The sequence below is a fragment of the Pedobacter sp. AC190 genome (assembly GCF_979258025.1).
On record NZ_OZ409824.1, the window covers coordinates 4,034,571 to 4,052,952 of the forward strand.

Below are 18,382 nucleotides of genomic sequence, written 5' to 3' on the forward strand. Positions count from 1 at the left end.
TCATGGCCAAAAATTTATTAATCGTCGAATCACCCGCAAAAGCTAAAACCATAGAAGGCTATTTAGGAAAAGATTTCCTTGTGAAATCTAGCTATGGCCATATTCGGGATTTAGCCAAAGGCGATATGGCTATCGATATTAAGAATAATTTTGCCCAAACCTACGAGGTGCCTGCCGACAAGAAAAGTATGGTTGCCGAATTAAAAAAATTAGCCAAGGAAGCCGAAATGGTATGGCTAGCATCCGATGAGGACCGTGAGGGAGAAGCCATATCGTGGCATTTATTTGAAACTTTAGGACTTAAAGCTGAAAAAACAAAACGTATTGTTTTTCATGAAATTACAAAACCAGCGATTTTAAAAGCCATTGAAAGTCCTAGAAGTATAGATTATAATTTAGTAAATGCACAACAAGCTCGTCGTGTTTTAGATCGACTTGTTGGTTTCGAACTTTCTCCAGTTTTATGGAAAAAAGTAAAACCGTCACTTTCTGCTGGCCGTGTACAATCTGTTGCGGTGCGCTTAATTGTAGATAGAGAAAGAGAAGTTCAGCAATTTAATGCGGCTGCCGCTTATAAAATAACAGCACAATTTTCTACTGGTAAAGGAAGGGAAGTTGTAAAAGCAGAATTACCACACCGTTTCGAAAGCGAAGTAGATGCAGAAAAATTCCTTCAGGATTGTGCTACAGCAAAATTCAACATTACCAGTTTAGAAACTAAACCTGCTAAACGAAATCCAGCTGCTCCATTTACCACCTCGACATTGCAACAAGAAGCTTCTCGAAAATTAGGTTTTTCGGTTGCCAGAACCATGCAAGTTGCGCAAAGATTATATGAGGCTGGAAAGATTACTTATATGAGAACGGATTCGGTAAACTTATCGGATACGGCTTTATCAGCTGCAGAACAAGAAATTAAATCGGCCTATGGTAATCAATACCATCAGCCAAGAAAATATAAAACGAAATCTGCTGGTGCTCAAGAGGCTCACGAAGCCATTCGCCCTACTTATTTCGACAGACACACAGTCGATGGTGATATTTCGGAAAAACGTTTATACGATTTAATCTGGAAACGTTCCATCGCATCGCAAATGAGCGAAGCATTGTTCGAAAAAACAACTGCTCAAATTACTGCATCGACCAGAAAAGAGCATTTAGTTGCTGAAGGCGAAGTGTTAAAATTCGATGGTTTCTTAAAAGTTTATTTAGAATCTACGGATGATGATGAGAGCGAAGAGAAAGAAGGTGGCTCTATCCTACCACCTTTAGCCAGAGGACAAGAATTATTTTTAAATGAAATGCAGGCAACAGAGCGTTATTCTCGTCCGCCAGCAAGATATACAGAGGCCAGCTTAGTTAAGAAATTAGAAGAACTCGGGATCGGTCGTCCATCTACTTATGCGCCAACAATTTCTACGGTTCAAAATCGTGGATATGTGGTTAAAGAAGATAGAGATGGTAAACAGCGTAAATTTACAGCTATCGTTTTAGCAAATGGAACAGTTAAAAAAGATATAAAGACTGAAATTACGGGTGCTGAAAAATCAAAGCTCTTCCCTACGGATATAGGCGAAGTAGTTAACGATTTCTTAGTTGAACATTTTAAAGGGATTGTCGATTTTAACTTTACGGCAAACGTTGAAAAAGAATTTGATGAGATTGCACAAGGTTTACAAGAGTGGACAAAAATGCTGCACTCTTTCTATAACCCTTTCCATTTAGAAGTAGAAAACACATTAGAAACCGCTGAACGTGCTACAGGCGAAAGACTACTTGGACTAGATCCTGCAACTGGTAAAAACGTTTACACTAAAGTTGGTAAATTCGGACCGCTAGTTCAAATTGGTGAACAAGATGACGAAGAAAAACCGCGTTACGCTAGTTTAATGCGGAGCCAATCTGTAGCAACCATTCAATTGGATGATGCTTTAGAACTATTTAAACTTCCGTTTCCTCTGCCTGATTTTGAGGGTAAGGAGGTAATGATTGGGGTTGGTCGTTTTGGTCCATATGTTAAATGGGGCGAAAGCTTTATTTCTCTACCTAAAAACGAAGAACCATTATCGGTTACTTTTGAAAGAGCTGTAGAAATTATCAAACAAAAAATGGATGATGATGCACCAATTGCCCATTACCAAGGCTTAGGTGTAACAAAAGGTAAAGGTCGTTTTGGCCCTTTTATTAAATGGAACGATTTGTTTATCAATATCCCGGCTAAAGGTTACGATTTCGATAATTTATCTCAAGAAGATATTGAAACTTTAATTGGCAAAAAAGTAGAAAAAGAAGCTAACCGTTTCATTAAAGTTTGGGATGCTGAAAAAATCTCTATTGAAAATGGCCGTTGGGGACCGTTTATCCGTTTTGGTAAGTTGATGCTAAAATTAAGAAACAACGAGTTAACTAAACAAAAATATACAGCAGAAGAGTTAGCTGATGTTGATTTGGAAGTGATTAAAAAGATGATTGTAGAGCAAGTACCCAACGCTTTCGAAACCAAGAAAAAAGCGCCAGCTAAAAAGAAAGCACCAGCTGCTAAAAAAGCTGTGGTGAAAAAGAAATAGATTGTCGGTTTTTTAGTTGTTTGGTTTTTTAGAACATAATATATCTAAAAAACCAAACAACTAAAAACTAAAAAACAAATATGAAAGCCGATTTACCCGAAAATACAGTTGAAGATATCGCGATGGCCGTTGTGCTGATGGGCGAAACACCTGAGGTAAAAAACTGGACGGTTTATTTAGTTAACCTGAAAAACGAACCAATCAGCAATGTTTTAATTAGTTCGAAAGGTTATGGAGAAAAAGATGGAAAACAAGTTAAAACATCTGTTTTAAGGCATTTTATTGGCGATATGGCCGCCAATGATTTTAAAGGCGTTGAAGCAATTGACCCAGAAGTTTTCGGTTTAACTAATGAATACTGGCTAAGCTATTATATCGGTTCTACCATTTACGATAAGAAATTTATATTCCTGCCAGAAAGTATTGTTGATACCAATTTAATTAAAATCCCCTTGGTAAACAGACCTGGAGTTATGATAAAGTAAGTTATAAGTTTTAAGTTGTACGATATAGGTTTTGAAAAACGTAAAACTTATCACTTAGAACGTACAATGTTAAAGCACCTTAACCGCCTGTCTGCCTAATAACTTCCAACCTGCCTTCTCTTTACTCCAGATTAGCAAAATATACAATTTAACATTTCCAGGAACATTTTTATCGTTAGTTTTCGCATTTAATGTATGGCGGACCAAGGCTGTTTTATTTTGAATAATAACTGTTTGATCCGTTAGATTAATATCGACAAAATCAGATTCAGCAGAAAGTAAAGAATGTAAAAACTCTTGTTTGCTCTGAATTTTTCCGCTCGAATGTCCATAACTTAAGTTAGGCAGAATTAACTTGTCCAGTGCCAAACTATCTGGTTTAATCATCAAATTAGTTAATTTAGTTACTGCCTCTTCTACTCCTGCTTTCTGAGCAAAAGAAAAATTAGTACAAAAAATTAAGCTCGAAAAAATTAATAGCTTCTTGATCATATCTGGTTGAATTGGGTTGATTTTGTAAACATATCTAAATCAAAGCAAATGCGCAAACTCAATTTTAGATAAGTCTTATCATTTGGACTTTAGCGGGGTTATTCGAAATTAGGATTTATATAGTGACGAATAATCAAAAAACAGTTACGTATATCGTTTCTAACCTAGCAAATAGCAATCAGACATTTGTAGAATAAAAATATTTAACAGATTTACACATCCATTTAAATCTAAATCTATTAAATTCTTGAAGAAAAATGATATTTCAAACCAAATCTTCACAACCTCCTAATTTTCAACATAATTAATTTTAATGCAAATTTTAGTTAATTTTCAACCACATCTACTTTAAAATTTCAAAAATGGAACAACCATCTACCTACCAATCGTCCTCCAAAAAGAAATTTATTTTCATAGGCTTACTTGCAGTTTCAATTGCTGCAATCGCCTTTGTTTTTTTTAATCGAAAGAAAAAAACAAATGAGGATAATCAAGCTTATGCAAAATATATCGAAGCTTATACGTCTGGAACGATTTCAAAAAAGAGTTTTATTCGCGTTCATTTAGCCAACGCAGCAACGGGAATGCAAGATTTAGGCAAAGCCGATTCTCGTGATCTGTTTGATTTTTCGCCATCTATTTCTGGAAAAACGTATTGGATTGACCCGCAAACAGTAGAATTTAGACCTGATGAAAACTTAAAACCAGGTAAAGAATATGAGGCGACTTTTAAACTTTCTGATGTTTCGGATACAGAAAAAGGCTTGGAAGATTTCGATTTTGAATTCAAAGTGATTACACCGGGTGTAATGCTTTCGCAAAATGGTTTGGTGTCGCAAAACAATACGTCTTTAGATTATATGAAATTAACTGGAGAAGTGGCAACTGCTGATGTGGAGGAAACATCAAAGATTGAGAAAATTATTGAATTAGATTTTGACCAAAAATTAAAGGTAAAATGGCAACATGATCCTGCTAAAAACACCTCAAAGTTTACGATCGATAGTATTAAGAAAAAAGCATCTGATCAAAAATTAAAATTAAATTGGGATGGCGATGCCATTGATGCTGAACAAAAAGGTGAAGAGGAAATTCGGATTCCAGCTTTAAATAAGTTCGAAATTTTAAACATGAAAGCTATCCAGGGTGAAGAAGATTATGCTTTGGTACAGTTTTCTGAACCGATTGGTGTTGGTCAGGATTTAACAGGTATGATAACGCTTGGAAACCTGGGTGATTTGCGCTATACCATTGATGGCAGTCAGGTTAAGGTTTATGCTGCCGAAAAACTGAAGGGCAATTACACGTTAAATGTTAACAATGGTGTAGAAAATATCAATGCTAAAACCTTAACTGGTGGCAAAACAGCTAATCTTGTTTTCGAGGATAAAATTCCATCGGTTACCATTGCAGGCGGTGGAACAATTTTACCAAATTCGGGCAAATTGGTTTTACCTTTCGAAGCCATCAATTTAAAGGCTGTTGATGTTACGGTAATTAAGATTTATGAAAATAATATCCCTCAATTTTTCCAAACCAATAGTTATAAAGATGGTAACGAATTGCGTCGTGTTGCAAAGCCGATTCTACAGAAAACGGTACGTTTAGATGAAGATAAGGCATTAGACCTGCATAAAAAGAATCGTTTTACCTTAGATTTAGATAAAATGATTCGCACAGAGCCTGGCGCAATGTACCGCGTAACGATTGCTTTCAGGCAGGAATACAACGCTTATAACTGCAAAGTAAACGATGAAAAAGTGGAGGGTGATGACGAAGGTTATTATGACGAAGAAGGTGGTAATTACGGCAAAAAGATAGATGAAGATGATGATTTCTGGCAACGCTACAACAATTATTACCCGCAAAATTACCGTTGGAATGATAAAGACAATCCTTGCACACCTTCGTTTTACACTAATGAACGTTGGGCAAGCAGAAATCTAATCGCATCCAATATCGGGCTAGTTGCAAAACGTGGCAACGACAACAGTATGCTTATTGTCGCTACCGATTTATTAACCGCAAAACCTTTAAGTGGTGTTAATTTAGAGCTTATGGATTACCAAAAGCAAATTATTTTCACCACAAAAACCGATGGCGATGGCTTTGCAAAATTTGATTTGAAACGTCAACCATTTTTATTAATTGCCAAAAATGGTTCAGAACGCGGTTATCTAAAATTGGATGATGGAAGTTCGTTACCATTAAGCCGTTTTGATGTTGGTGGAGATGTTGTACAAAGCGGTTTAAAAGGTTTTATTTATGGAGAACGTGGTGTTTGGCGTCCAGGTGATAGTTTATTTGTTTCTTTCGTTTTGGAAGATAAATTGAAAAAACTTCCCGCAAACTATCCAGTTACTATGGAATTTTACAATCCGAAAGGACAGCTTTATAAACGTTTAATAAACGGAAAGCCTGTAAACGGATTTTATACTTTTAAAACTGCAACCGAAAATACAGCGCCAACTGGTAACTGGATGGCTAAAGTTAAAGCTGGTGGCGCAACATTTACCAAAACATTGAAGATAGAAACGGTAATGCCGAACCGTTTGAAAATTGATTTTAATGTTGGTAACAGAACTTATTTAACCGCTGGGACTTCTGCATCTACCCTATCCGCAAAATGGTTATTTGGTACTCCTGCACAAAACCTAAAGGCTAAAGTTGATGTAAACTTAAATACTACCGAAACGAAATTTAAAGGATTTGAAGGTTTTAGCTTTGATAACCCAACCGTTAATTTTGAATCTCAGGTAAAAACCATTTTCGAAGGCACATTAAATGGCGCTGGAACTGCTCAAATCAACACCAATTTAAACGAAAATAATACTGCTCCTGGTGTATTAAGAGCAAACTTTACCACTAAGGTTTTCGAACCTGGAGGCAACTTCAGCATCGATAACTTTAGTATACCTTATCATGTTTACAGTAGCTATTTAGGTATTCGTCCTGAAAAAGGTGATAAATTAAGTGGCATGCTGGTAACAGGCAAAGACCATAAAATTGAAATTGTAAATGTTAACACTGATGGAAAGCTTTTAAGCGGAAGTAAAACGGTACAAATTGAAGTTTACAAAACGCAATGGCGTTGGTGGTGGGAACAAGACAATCAATATACGTATGCAAATTTCACACAAAATCAATACAACAAACTTATAGAAACACATCAGGTAAATTTATCAAATGGTAAAGGAAGCTGGAATTTACGTATTGATGAGCCAGAATGGGGGCGTTATTTAATCCTGGTTCGCGATTTAAATGGTGGGCATGTTACTGGAAAATCTGTCTATATAGATTGGCCAGGTTGGGCACAACGGGAACAAGGTGCTTATCCTACCGAGGCATCCATGCTATCGTTTACAGCTAACAAAGAGAAATTTACCGTAGGTGAAGAAATTACATTAACCATCCCAACGGCTAAGGATGGTAGAGCTTTAATTTCTATCGAAAACGGCAGCAGAGTTTTAAAAACATTCTGGATTGATACCAAAACTGGACAAACGCAATACAAATTTAAGGCAGAGAAAGAAATGGCGCCAAATGTATTTGCCAACATCACCCTGCTGCAACCACATGCACAAACGGTTAATGATTTACCAATCAGAATGTATGGCGCAATTCCACTTTCAATTGAAGACCCACAAACAATTTTAAAACCAACCATTAAGATGTTGGATAAAATTAAGCCTGAAACTGAAAATACTATTACCGTTGGCGAACAAAACGGCAAAGCCATGACTTATACAATTGCTTTGGTTGATGAAGGATTATTGGATTTAACACGTTTTAAAACACCAGACCCACACAGTGCTTTTTACGCCCGTGAAGGATTAGGCGTTAAAACCTGGGATTTATTCGACTATGTATTAGGTGCCTGGGGTGGGAATTTGGAACGTATTTTAAGTATTGGTGGAGATGGAAGCATCAACAAAAACCTAAATCCTGCTAAGGCAAACCGTTTTAAAGCCGTGGTTAAATTTATGGGGCCATTTACAGTTGGCAAAGGCGAAAGCAAAACACACAAATTCAAATTGCCACAATATATAGGGGCTGTAAGAGCGATGGTTGTTGCTGGGCAAGATGCGGCTTATGGTTTTGCAGAAAAATCTGTTCAGGTTAAAAAGCCTTTAATGGTTCTGGCTACGCTGCCTCGCGTTATTGGCCCTGGCGAAACTTTTACTTTACCTGTTACGGTTTTTGCTACAGAAAATAATCTTAAAAACGTTTCCGTTCAGCTCCAAGCTAGTAATTTAATTGTCCAAGGAACGAATAAACAACAGCTTTACTACGCAAAAACTGGCGAGCAAATGGCCTATTTCGAAGTGAAAGCTCCTAATACTGTTGGTATTGCAAAGGTTAAAGTAATTGCACAAAGTGGTGCTGAAAGAACTGATTACGATGTAGAAATGGACATTAGAAATCCAAATCCTTATGTAACCAATGTTGTTTCTGCAACAGTTCAACCTGGTCAAAAATGGGCGATAAATTATCAGCCTATCGGGATGACAGGAACAAATTCAGGGACCCTTGAAGTTTCTTCTATACCTGCAATTAACCTAAAAAAACGTTTGAGTTATTTAATTCAATATCCTCATGGATGTGTTGAGCAAACAACTTCGGGCATTTTCCCACAATTGTTTCTTGACAGACTAAGTCCACTAAACGAACAGCAAAAGGCGAAAACTGAATCGAACATCAAAGCAGGAATTACCCGATTAAAAGGTTTCCAGACTACAGATGGTGGGTTATCATATTGGCCTGGTGAAGGAAGCTCTGATGAATGGGGAAGTAACTATGCTGGTCATTTCTTGGTAGAAGCACAAAATGCAGGTTACACTTTGCCTGTCGGATTACTGGATGAATTGTTGCGTTACCAAAAAACAAAAGCTACAAATTGGGCACCGAATAGCAACAATTTTTATGGTGGCGATTTATCTCAAGCTTATCGTTTATACATGCTTGCCCTAGCTAAAAAGCCCGAAATGGCGGCGATGAACAGGTTAAAAGCTTTCGAATATTTATCGGTAGCGGCGAAATGGAGACTGGCAGCCGCTTACAAACTGGCTGGACAAGGTAATGTTGCTCAAAATATGATTAGTGGTTTAGGTACCTCCATTCAATCTTATAAGCAATTGGGTGGAACTTACGGATCCGATGTTAGAGATGAAGCCATGATTTTAGAAACCTTAACTCTTTTAGGTCAGAAAGCTAAGGCAGCAAGCTTATTGCAACCTTTGGCGGCTAAATTGGGAGAAAATACCTGGTATAGCACTCAAACGACAGCTTATAGTTTATTGGCTATTGCGAAGTTCTGTGGTTCAAATCAATCATCTAATAAATTGCAATATCAATATGTTTTGGATGGGAAATCAGCTCCTGTAAGTTCTAATCAATACATTAATAGCACTGCTGTTAACTTTAAAGGCGGCACGGCATCGGTTACCAATAGTGGCAGTAATGTACTGTTTGTACGTTTAGTTTTAGAAGGACAACCAGTTGCTGGTCAGAATAATTTCTTACCAAACCGCCCTGATGTTTTAGATATGAATGTGGCTTATAAACGTTTGAATGGTACACCTTTAGATCCAACAACTTTAAAACAGGGAACCGATTTTTATGCAGAAGTTACGGTAAAAAATCCTGGCAGAATGGGCTATTATGAACAAATGGCACTAACACAAATTTTCCCATCGGGATGGGAAATTATCAACACTAGAGTAAATGATAACCAAAGTATGTTAGCATCCTCCCCTTTTACTTATCAGGATATTCGTGATGATCGTGTTTTCACTTATTTTAATATCCGTGAGAATGAAAGTTTGGTTTATAAGGTGTTATTGAATGCTTCTTACACTGGCAGGTATTATTTATCTGCTGTTCAATGTGAGGCAATGTATAACAATGATATTTCTGCTACGCAGGATGGAAAATGGGTTCAGGTGGTGAAATAAGATAAATTGACCTGCGGAGCTTTCATAAATAAACTTCGCAGGCTTCTCTAAGCTTATTAGAATTATTGTCATGCTGAATTCGGCAACTTGATAATATGGTAAACTATAATAAACACAGATTGCTTCGTACCTCGCAATGACTTATATAACGGTCGTCATTGCGAGGCACGAACCAATCTTAAAGCGAATTACCTACGTTTTTATTTACAAATAAAGAAATATAAATGCGAGGTTGAATACCAAAATCCACCGGCTCGGTTCTTTTCCTCACTAACTGAATTATAAAAAGAACTAACTTAATCGTTCGTGATGAGGAACTGAGATAAAAAAGTACCAAAATCAATGAATAAATCAACTGCCTCGGTTCGTGTCCCCACGAAATGAAACAAAAACCAAATTTAACTTAATTGTTCGTGAGGACACGAACTATGGCACATAACAAGACAATGGGCAATAGAGAGTACGAACCGAAATTTACAACCTCCTCGGTTCCCCACGAAACGAAACATAAACCAATTTTAGCAAAATTTACAACCGCCTCGGTTCGTGTCGCCACGAAACGAAACATAAAACCAAATTTAAATGTTCGTGAGGACACCAACCATGGCAGCACAACAAAACAATGGCAACAGAGTATGAAGCAAAATCTACAACCGCCTCGATTCGTGTCCTCACGAAACGAAACATAAACCAAGTTTAGTTTAATGGTTCGTGAGGACACGAACCTTGGTAACATAACAAAACAATGGCAACAGAATACGAAGCAAAATTTACAACCGCCTCGGTTCGTTTACTCACGAAACGAAACATATAAACCTTTAACTTAATGGTTCATGAGGACACCAACCATGGTAACATAACAAAACAATGGCAACAGAGTACGAAGCAAAATTTACAACCGCCTCGGTTTGTTTACTCACGAAACGAAACATAAAACCAAGTTTAATCTGATTGTTCGTGATGATACGAACTGAGATAAAAAAGCACCAAAATCAATGAATAAATCCCCAAAAGCATTCCTTATTTCAGATATTTCTTGCGTTGCACTGCTTTTGGTATTTTTATTTTTACTTCCTGCGAAGCTTTTCAAATCACCAACTTCATTTATTATCGAAGCAAATAATGGTAACTTACTAAGTGCCGCCATTGCGAGCGATGGACAATGGCGCTTTCCTGTTGCAGATTCTGTACCTGTAAAATTTAAAGATTGCATTATTGCTTTTGAAGATAAAAGATTCTACAACCATTTGGGAGTAGATTTTTTGGCAATGAGTAGGGCCATGCGACAAAATCTCAAAGCTAAAAGCGTAGTTAGCGGTGGAAGTACGTTGACCATGCAAGTTATTCGATTATCACGAAAGCAAGACCGAACCATTTGGCAAAAATTGTATGAGATTATTTTAGCTTTTAGATTAGAATTAAAATATTCAAAAGAAGAGATTATTGGCCTCTATGCTGCAAATGCACCATTCGGCAGTAATGTTGTAGGCTTGGAAGCAGCGAGCTGGCGCTATTACGGACGTGATGCAAAAACACTTTCCTGGGGCGAAATGGCAACATTAGCTGTTTTACCAAATAGTCCGTCGCTTGTACATCCAGGTAAAAACGCTACTCGGCTAATTAAAAAACGAAACGATTTACTGGATAAACTCGTCAAGCTCAAATACATCGATCAATCTACAGCAAACCTTTCTAAACTTGAACCTGTTCCGGGCAAGCCATTGCCCCTACCACAAAACGCACCTCATCTGTTGAATCGTTTTAAGGTAGAAAGAGCAAATTTAAAAATCAATTCGACCAGAATTAAATCGACTTTAAATGAAGATATACAACTAAAAGTAAATTCAATTCTGAAAAGATATAATAACCGTTACCGAGCGAATGATATTAATAACATTTCGGCTTTGATATTAGATGCAAAAACTGGAAATGTGGTTAGTTACGTTGGCAATATCTATCAACCAGAAAACGCAGATTTGCAGAGTCATGTAGATATGATTAAAGCACCGCGAAGTCCTGGTAGCACGTTAAAACCACTTCTTTACGCCAGTATGTTAAACGATGGTTTTATTTTACCACACACTTTGATTCCCGATGTGCCTACTCAAATTGCAGGCTACTCGCCACAAAATTATGACTTAGGCTATGATGGAGCAATTGCTGCAGATAAAGCTTTAAGTCGTTCGCTGAATATTCCTGCGGTTAAAATGCTGCAACAATACAAATATGAAAGGTTTTACGATAAACTTAAAAAACTTGGCATAGGAACTTTAAATCAACCCGCCGACCATTATGGTTTGTCGTTAATTTTGGGTGGTAGCGAGGTTACCATGTGGGATTTAGCCAACACCTACATGAGTATGGTACGAACGCTAAACCATTTTAATACTTACAAAGGTTTATACAATCCGGAAGATTATAAACAAGCTACCTATTTTGAAACTGATAAAAAAGAAAGCCAGGATTATCAGCGCAATTCGTTTTTAGATCATGGTGCAATTTGGGCAACTTTTAATGCCATGGAAGAAGTGATGCGTCCTGGCGATGAGGGTTTGTGGGAACAATTTTCATCATCGCAGAGGGTGGCTTGGAAAACAGGAACAAGTTTTGGCTTTCGCGATGCCTGGGCTGTTGGTTTAACGCCAAATTACGTGGTTTGCGTTTGGGTTGGCAATGCCGATGGAGAAGGTAGACCAGGTTTGGTTGGGATTGAAGCTGCCGCTCCTGTTTTGTTTGATATTTTTAAATTATTACCTAACGGAAAATGGTTTGAAACACCAAAAACTAAACTAAAAAAAATTAAAGTTTGTAAGCAAAGTGGTTATAAAGCTGGCGAAAATTGCATTGATATTGTAGAGGAATTGGTGCCCACGGCTGGAGAAAAAACCACTGACTGCCCTTTTCATAAACTAATACATTTAGATAGAACGGCCACTTACCGAGTTACCGACCAATGTGAAAGTGTAACCAATATGCAGCATAAAAGTTGGTTTATTTTACCACCAGCTATGGAGTATTATTACAAAATTAAAAACAGCGATTACAAAAGCTTACCTCCTTTTATGGCGGGTTGCGATATTTCTGGGGGCAATAACGTAATGGAACTTATTTATCCAAAAAATGGGGCAGCTGTTTACATTCCTTTAGAATTGAATGGTTCGCGTGGCAAAATTGTATTAAATGCAGCGCATCGAAATCAAAGCTCGAAAATCTACTGGCATATTGACAATGAATATGTAGCTACAACAACAAACTATCATCAACTGGCAATTAGTCCACCACCTGGAAAACACACTTTAACGCTCGTGGATGAAAATGGAGAAAGATTGGTGCAGGTTTTTACAGTTTTGGATAAGGAAAGAAAGCAAAAAGACTAAAGTATTGGAAATAACCACGCTTGAACACCGAAAAATTCAGATTTGGGTATATTAATTATACCTGGGAGAACAGTGCAGGGATTATTAGAGTTAAACATTATATCCAAATCACTTGAGTTCGAAATTGGCTACAAGGATAAGGAAGGCTAGACAACTTGTCATTCATGGCTGTTAACATTTGTAAACTGTAACCGATATAGCATTAAGTTTCTTGCAAAAACTCGAGTTTAATAAACCTGATAGAGTGAAAATACTTTTAAATAGCAGTAACCTTGCATGCACGATCATGCTGAGGCACGAAGCAACTGCAACCTATAGAAAAGTTGCTTCGGGTTTAGTATAACAGAACTTTTTAAAAGATCGAAACGATAGCAGGACTGCTGTAACCGATTATTGCAGAACATTGCTTTCCAAAAAATCAGCAAGCTAAAAAAATTAAATCTCTGTTTTTGTTACCACCAATTTTCTTTCAATCGTGCCATAAACAATTAAATATTGTGCAATCATATAGGTTGCCATAATTAAAACGCCAGCTTGTGGAATGGGCTGTGCAAATTTATTTATTGCCAAAGCACTATCTGATAACAGAAAAAATAATGCACCATATAATATAAGTTTATAACTAAAAATATTCACCTTACCATAACGATTTGCAGCCATTATAGCCATAAAAGTGATGATTATAGCATAAATTAAAACTGCAAATTGCATTGCTCCTAAAAATGGTTGTAGATAAAAAAACAAGCCTACGCAAAATATAATTAACGCACCAACAATCCACAAAAAGAAGGGATTTTTATAATTTGGATTTGATTTATGGTCGAGAATGAATGCCCTAATGTAAAAAATATGGCAAAGTAAAAATGCAATTAAGCCAAAAATAAAAAAACTTGGTTGGCCCGATTGTAGCATAAGTAAAACATCGCCAGCAAGCCCAAAAATTAAACCTGTAAAAATACGTTTATGAAATTTTCCTTTTAAATTGGTACTGCTGTAAAGCCACACTAAAAGTGTTAGTACAATTAGTGGTTTTGAGAAATTACGTAGCTGGCTGTTTCCAGCGGCCTCAGCATATAGCTGAATGATGTAAACAACCGCGAAAATAAAAGAGAATAACTTAGTTTTCATTAGAATTGGGATTTTCCTTTTGCAAATTTACAAACCAAATTACAGATATTAACTGAATGGCGATGAATATTACCTGATAACCAATCGGGAATTTTAAAATTACAGCCAATGCTATGGCTAAACTTAACCTCGAAAATTCGAATTTAATTTGCCACTTTTTTTCTTCAAGCAAACCACCGCAGGTTATTAATGTTAAAATTGTAAGTACTGTTCCAAAAATTACTGGAATAGTTTCCATCTGTGTATAAGAAAACAATATAGCCGAACCAGCAGCCAATGCAACAATAAATTGCACTAAAATATAACCAGTAAGTTTAGATTGATATTCGGGATTGTACTTTTTATACAGCTTCGCATTAATTTCTGGTGCTTGCTGAAAGCCTCCTAAATGTTGAGGAAACCATCCTGGAGGTTTTATAAATACTTTAATCTTATCGCTAATTTTTGGCGATTGTTTGGCTGTTTTTATTAAATCATCCCAATAATGCAAGTTGGCCCAAACAGGGTTCCAGCTGGCTAAAGGTTTAGTGATGCCATAGTAAACTTCTTCTTCTTCCTTTTGAAAAGTACCAAAAAACCGATCCCAAATTATAAGCGTACCCGCGTGGTTTTTATCGATATATTTTGGGTTAGAGCCGTGATGAACGCGGTGATGTGATGGCGTGTTTAAGATGTATTCTAAAAACCCCATCGATTTTATGGCTCGGGTATGAATCCAGAACTGATATAATGTATTAAAAGAACTTAATGTTAAAAACATAATTGGGTCGAAACCAGCAAAAGCCAATGGCAAATAGAAAACCCAGCTAAACCAACCTTGAAACCAGCTTTGTCGCAAGGCTACAGTTAAATTATATTCTTCCGATTGATGATGAACAATGTGTGCCGCCCAAAGTGCGTTAACCTGATGGCTCATTCTATGAAACCAGTAATAGAAAAAATCTACGCCGATAAATAAAATAATCCAAATCCATATCGTTTTAGGCATATCGAAAACCCGCCAATGCTCGAAAATGTATTTATATCCAAAAAACAGTGCTGTTTTCATGAAAATACCTGTTAGCTGCTGCCCTATTCCCTGACTTAAATTTGCAATACTATCGTTTAAACGGTAATAGTTTAGTTTTTTATAAAAATTGTAAGCTAATTCTATCCCAATCAGGATAAAAAATACAGGCACAGATAACGCAATGTAATCCACTTTCATAGCAACAAGAAATCTATTTGGTTAGAAATATTATTGTACAATTTAATAAATATCTGCCTAAGCCCAAACATTCTTCTATAAACATTGTATTAGCATTGTTCATTTAGTTAATTAAATAAAAATATCAATTGAAAAAGGTACTGGTTGTAGATGATGATCCCGATATTTTAGAAGTTTTTCAGCTTGCTTTAGAGTCTGAAAATTATACTGTTTACCCTCTATTATCGCCAAGATTTATTTTTAAAACCATTAAAGAGTTTAATCCAGATCTAATAATTCTGGATATTATGTTAAATGGAATGGATGGCAGAGAAGTTTTTAAACAGTTGAAATCTTCTCCAGAAACGGATAAAATCCCTGTAATAATGGCTTCGGCCAGATATAAAGAAAGCTACATCTCATCGCAAAAACATAATCCCGATGATTATCTGGAAAAACCTTTTAATATGACAGAGATGCTTCAGAAAGTAAACAGATTAACAGAAAATTAGAAAAACACATATGAAATTAAAATTATTAACGCCGATTGCGATACTATTAATAGCCCTATCGTTAAATGTTAAAGCGCAAAGTGGCCGACCAGATAAACTCTACTCCTTAAGTGGAATCGGTTTCGCTTTTCCAATGGGAGAAACTGCTGATTATCTTAAACCTAAATTCTCCACATCTTTAGGTTTAAATTTAGGTTTAGGAGATGGAGGATTGTTTCTTTATCCAAAGGTTAGCTTACATGCTTTCGAATTTAATCAGATTACACCAGATGCAGGCTATACATATAATATAGAAAAAGGAAGAGCCACCACTTATTTACTAAACGTTGCTTTAGGTTATAGAAAAATTGTAGATAAATGGGCCTTTTATGGTTTCGCTGGCGGTGGTGGTGGTTTTATTTTAACTCCACAAGCAGGCGTAAATGCACAAACCTTACAAGTGACAATGGATAACAAAACCAACGGCATGGGGATGATCGAAGCAGGTGGCGGTATAGAATATAACCTCGGTGGTGCCAATTTGTTTGCTGAGGTTAGTTACATGTACGGATTTACTAAAATTCAAAACAGAACTTTTAATACCTTACCCATTAGCATTGGTATTAAACCTAATTTAAGCAAATTGTTGAGCAAACTTTAAGCTACAAGGACTCAAAATTATAATAAGCGATTACGGTAATACGTTGTCGCTTTTTTTGTTTTAAAAATATATTGAAAATACTTTTATTACTAATTATTTTAGCATAAATTTGTATTCAAATCATTTTGATGTTATACGCAATTGTAGATATAGAAACCACAGGAGGCCATGCTTCGGCAAATGGAATAACAGAAGTTGCCATAAATATTCATGATGGTAATCAAATTGTAGAGCGCTATACTACCTTAATTAACCCTAAGCGTGATATTCCTGTATATATTACAGCATTAACAGGTATTGATGATGAAATGCTTAAAGATGCACCTATTTTTGAGGATGTAGCCTTACAAATCTATCAGTTGTTACATAATAAAATCTTTGTAGCTCACAACGTTAACTTCGATTATTCTTTTTTAAAGCACCATTTGGCAAACGCAGGTTATGATTTGCAATGCCGAAAACTTTGTACTGTACGCTTAAGTCGGAAGGTATTTCCTGGTAAGGTTTCTTATAGTTTAGGGAAACTTTGCAATGCCTTACAAATTCCCATTAATAACAGGCACCGTGCATCGGGAGATGCAGATGCAACAAGCATACTTTTTAACTTATTGTTAGAGCACGATTCGGAAGGTATAATTGCAGAAATGCTAAAAAAAACATCAAAAGAACAAGTTTTACCTCCGAATTTAGATAAAGCGGCAATTATGAAGTTGCCTAATCAACCTGGCGTTTACTATTTTAAAGATAACAAAGGGAAAATTGTTTATGTGGGCAAAGCGAAAGATTTAAAGAAAAGAGTAACCAGTCATTTCACGGGCAACCAACCAAACAGACAAAGACAAGATTTTTTAAGAACCATACATCATGTAGATTATGTGACCTGTGGAACGGAATTAATGGCTTTAATTTTAGAAGCCAATGAAATTAAGCGCCTTTGGCCCGAAAATAACCGAGCCATGAAACGTTACGAGCATAAGTATGACTTATATATTTTCGAAGACCAGAATGGTTATATGCGATTAGCCATTGATAAGCATAAGAAAAACAATAAAGCGTTTCAAAGTTTTAATAACTTATTAGAGGGTTACAACTACCTAAATATGCTGGTCGAAAAGTATCAGCTTTGCGCTAAACTTTGTTACTTGCAAAAAACGGCTTCTAAATGTATCGCTCATGAAAATGGACAATGTTTTGGTGCCTGTAGCGGTATAGAAACGGTTGCAGTTTACAACAAACGGTTAAATGCGGCTCTAGATGATATTCAGCGGTTACAACCTAGTTTTGCTTTGGTAGATGAAGGCCGAAAAGAGGAAGAAATGAGTTGTTTGGTTGTTGAAAAAGGAATATTTTATGGGATGGGTTATTTTACGGATAAAAACTATCTTAGTGATGGCCTGGCTCCAATAAAGGAAAGCTTATCCATTTATCAATCCAATAGTTATATTATTAACCTAATTCTGAATCATGCAGAACAACATCCGCAGAAATTGTATAAATTATAATTTTTGATAAATGTTTCTGTATTTCTAGTTTCAGAACAAGGATAAATAGGTGTAAATTTGTCGAATGAAATTTTCAATAGCAGCACTATTGAGACATTAATTTAAAATTATGAATATATTTAGTACAGAAGCATTCAGAGAACTTGCACTATCTTTTGATGAAGTAACAGAGGCACCAAACCTTGGTAAAAACACATTCAAAGTAGACGATAAAATTTTTATTACTATTGATAATACCAATGCAAAAGCCATTTTTAAGTTATCAGTAGCCGATCAAAATTTATTTTCTGATTATGATCCATCTGCCATCTACCCTGCTCCTGCAGGTTGGGGTAAGCAAGGCTGGACAATTTTTGAAATTAACTTTATCGAAGCAGAAAAATTAAAAGAAGCCCTTACTAAATCTTACTGCAGTGTTGCACCAGAAAAATTTGCAAAAAAATACAGTAAATAGTAAAATCGTTTTGTCTCAAATACCCCTTTAAGTTTTCTTATTTTAGTATGCTATCCAAAAATCGGATGCATATCTTTACATACAA

Annotated in this window: 11 protein-coding genes; 8 read left to right on the forward strand and 3 right to left on the reverse strand. The window is 36.2% G+C overall.

Annotated features, from left to right (window positions below):
• Window positions 1–2 precede the first annotated feature (2 nt).
• A complete protein-coding gene (gene topA / locus ACZZZI_RS17800) occupies window positions 3–2,567 on the forward strand; it encodes a type I DNA topoisomerase (RefSeq protein ID WP_463490391.1) in 2,565 nt (854 codons plus the stop codon).
• 80 nt (window positions 2,568–2,647) lie between these two features.
• Window positions 2,648–3,052: a hypothetical protein gene (locus ACZZZI_RS17805; RefSeq protein ID WP_316758823.1), complete on the forward strand. Its 405-nt coding sequence runs from the start codon at window positions 2,648–2,650 to the stop codon at window positions 3,050–3,052.
• Between the two features lie 69 nt (window positions 3,053–3,121).
• Here the strand turns inward: ACZZZI_RS17805 and ACZZZI_RS17810 are convergent, their stop codons facing one another.
• Window positions 3,122–3,544, reverse strand: a complete 423-nt coding sequence (locus ACZZZI_RS17810; protein ID WP_463490393.1) for a nuclear transport factor 2 family protein — start codon at window positions 3,542–3,544, stop codon at window positions 3,122–3,124.
• 362 nt (window positions 3,545–3,906) lie between these two features.
• Between ACZZZI_RS17810 and ACZZZI_RS17815 the strand changes: the two genes are divergently transcribed.
• Both ACZZZI_RS17815 and pbpC read left to right on the forward strand, forming a co-directional pair.
• Complete coding sequence (locus tag ACZZZI_RS17815; protein WP_463490395.1) at window positions 3,907–9,498, forward strand: alpha-2-macroglobulin family protein; 5,592 nt, start codon at window positions 3,907–3,909, stop codon at window positions 9,496–9,498.
• Between the two features lie 995 nt (window positions 9,499–10,493).
• The gene (gene pbpC / locus ACZZZI_RS17820) at window positions 10,494–12,875 is read left to right on the forward strand and encodes a penicillin-binding protein 1C (RefSeq protein WP_463490397.1); all 2,382 of its coding nucleotides are present in this window, start codon (window positions 10,494–10,496) and stop codon (window positions 12,873–12,875) included.
• Window positions 12,876–13,310: 435 nt separating this feature from the next.
• Here pbpC and ACZZZI_RS17825 read toward each other — a convergent pair whose 3' ends face one another.
• Both ACZZZI_RS17825 and ACZZZI_RS17830 read right to left on the reverse strand, forming a co-directional pair.
• Window positions 13,311–14,003, reverse strand: a complete 693-nt coding sequence (locus ACZZZI_RS17825) for a lysoplasmalogenase (protein ID WP_463490399.1) — start codon at window positions 14,001–14,003, stop codon at window positions 13,311–13,313.
• Window positions 13,993–15,210 (reverse strand): sterol desaturase family protein, encoded by a 1,218-nt coding sequence (locus tag ACZZZI_RS17830; RefSeq protein WP_463490401.1) that lies wholly within the window; start codon window positions 15,208–15,210, stop codon window positions 13,993–13,995. The genes ACZZZI_RS17825 and ACZZZI_RS17830 overlap by 11 nt, the downstream gene beginning before the upstream one ends.
• A gap of 128 nt (window positions 15,211–15,338) precedes the next feature.
• Between ACZZZI_RS17830 and ACZZZI_RS17835 the strand changes: the two genes are divergently transcribed.
• From ACZZZI_RS17835 to ACZZZI_RS17850, 4 genes are all read left to right on the forward strand, one after another.
• On the forward strand, window positions 15,339–15,701 hold the full coding sequence (locus ACZZZI_RS17835) for a response regulator (protein WP_316758810.1): 363 nt from the start codon (window positions 15,339–15,341) through the stop codon (window positions 15,699–15,701).
• A gap of 10 nt (window positions 15,702–15,711) precedes the next feature.
• Entirely contained in the window at window positions 15,712–16,341 is a 630-nt protein-coding gene (locus tag ACZZZI_RS17840; protein WP_463490402.1) for a hypothetical protein, read from the forward strand.
• A 128-nt stretch (window positions 16,342–16,469) separates the two neighbouring features.
• Window positions 16,470–17,843, forward strand: a complete 1,374-nt coding sequence (locus ACZZZI_RS17845; RefSeq protein WP_463490403.1) for an exonuclease domain-containing protein — start codon at window positions 16,470–16,472, stop codon at window positions 17,841–17,843.
• A 109-nt stretch (window positions 17,844–17,952) separates the two neighbouring features.
• The gene (locus tag ACZZZI_RS17850; protein WP_344763979.1) at window positions 17,953–18,297 is read left to right on the forward strand and encodes an MmcQ/YjbR family DNA-binding protein; all 345 of its coding nucleotides are present in this window, start codon (window positions 17,953–17,955) and stop codon (window positions 18,295–18,297) included.
• Window positions 18,298–18,382: the final 85 nt, after the last annotated feature.

What these genes read in the sequence shown, in the direction of transcription:
- topA (WP_463490391.1), top strand. Translation starts at nt 3, where the DNA reads ATGGCCAAAAATTTATTAATCGTCGAATCACCCGCAAAAGCTAAAACC.
- ACZZZI_RS17805 (WP_316758823.1), top strand. Translation starts at nt 2,648, where the DNA reads ATGAAAGCCGATTTACCCGAAAATACAGTTGAAGATATCGCGATGGCC.
- ACZZZI_RS17810 (WP_463490393.1), bottom strand. Translation starts at nt 3,544, where the DNA reads ATGATCAAGAAGCTATTAATTTTTTCGAGCTTAATTTTTTGTACTAAT.
- ACZZZI_RS17815 (WP_463490395.1), top strand. Translation starts at nt 3,907, where the DNA reads ATGGAACAACCATCTACCTACCAATCGTCCTCCAAAAAGAAATTTATT.
- pbpC (WP_463490397.1), top strand. Translation starts at nt 10,494, where the DNA reads ATGAATAAATCCCCAAAAGCATTCCTTATTTCAGATATTTCTTGCGTT.
- ACZZZI_RS17825 (WP_463490399.1), bottom strand. Translation starts at nt 14,003, where the DNA reads ATGAAAACTAAGTTATTCTCTTTTATTTTCGCGGTTGTTTACATCATT.
- ACZZZI_RS17830 (WP_463490401.1), bottom strand. Translation starts at nt 15,210, where the DNA reads ATGAAAGTGGATTACATTGCGTTATCTGTGCCTGTATTTTTTATCCTG.
- ACZZZI_RS17840 (WP_463490402.1), top strand. Translation starts at nt 15,712, where the DNA reads ATGAAATTAAAATTATTAACGCCGATTGCGATACTATTAATAGCCCTA.
- ACZZZI_RS17845 (WP_463490403.1), top strand. Translation starts at nt 16,470, where the DNA reads ATGTTATACGCAATTGTAGATATAGAAACCACAGGAGGCCATGCTTCG.
- ACZZZI_RS17850 (WP_344763979.1), top strand. Translation starts at nt 17,953, where the DNA reads ATGAATATATTTAGTACAGAAGCATTCAGAGAACTTGCACTATCTTTT.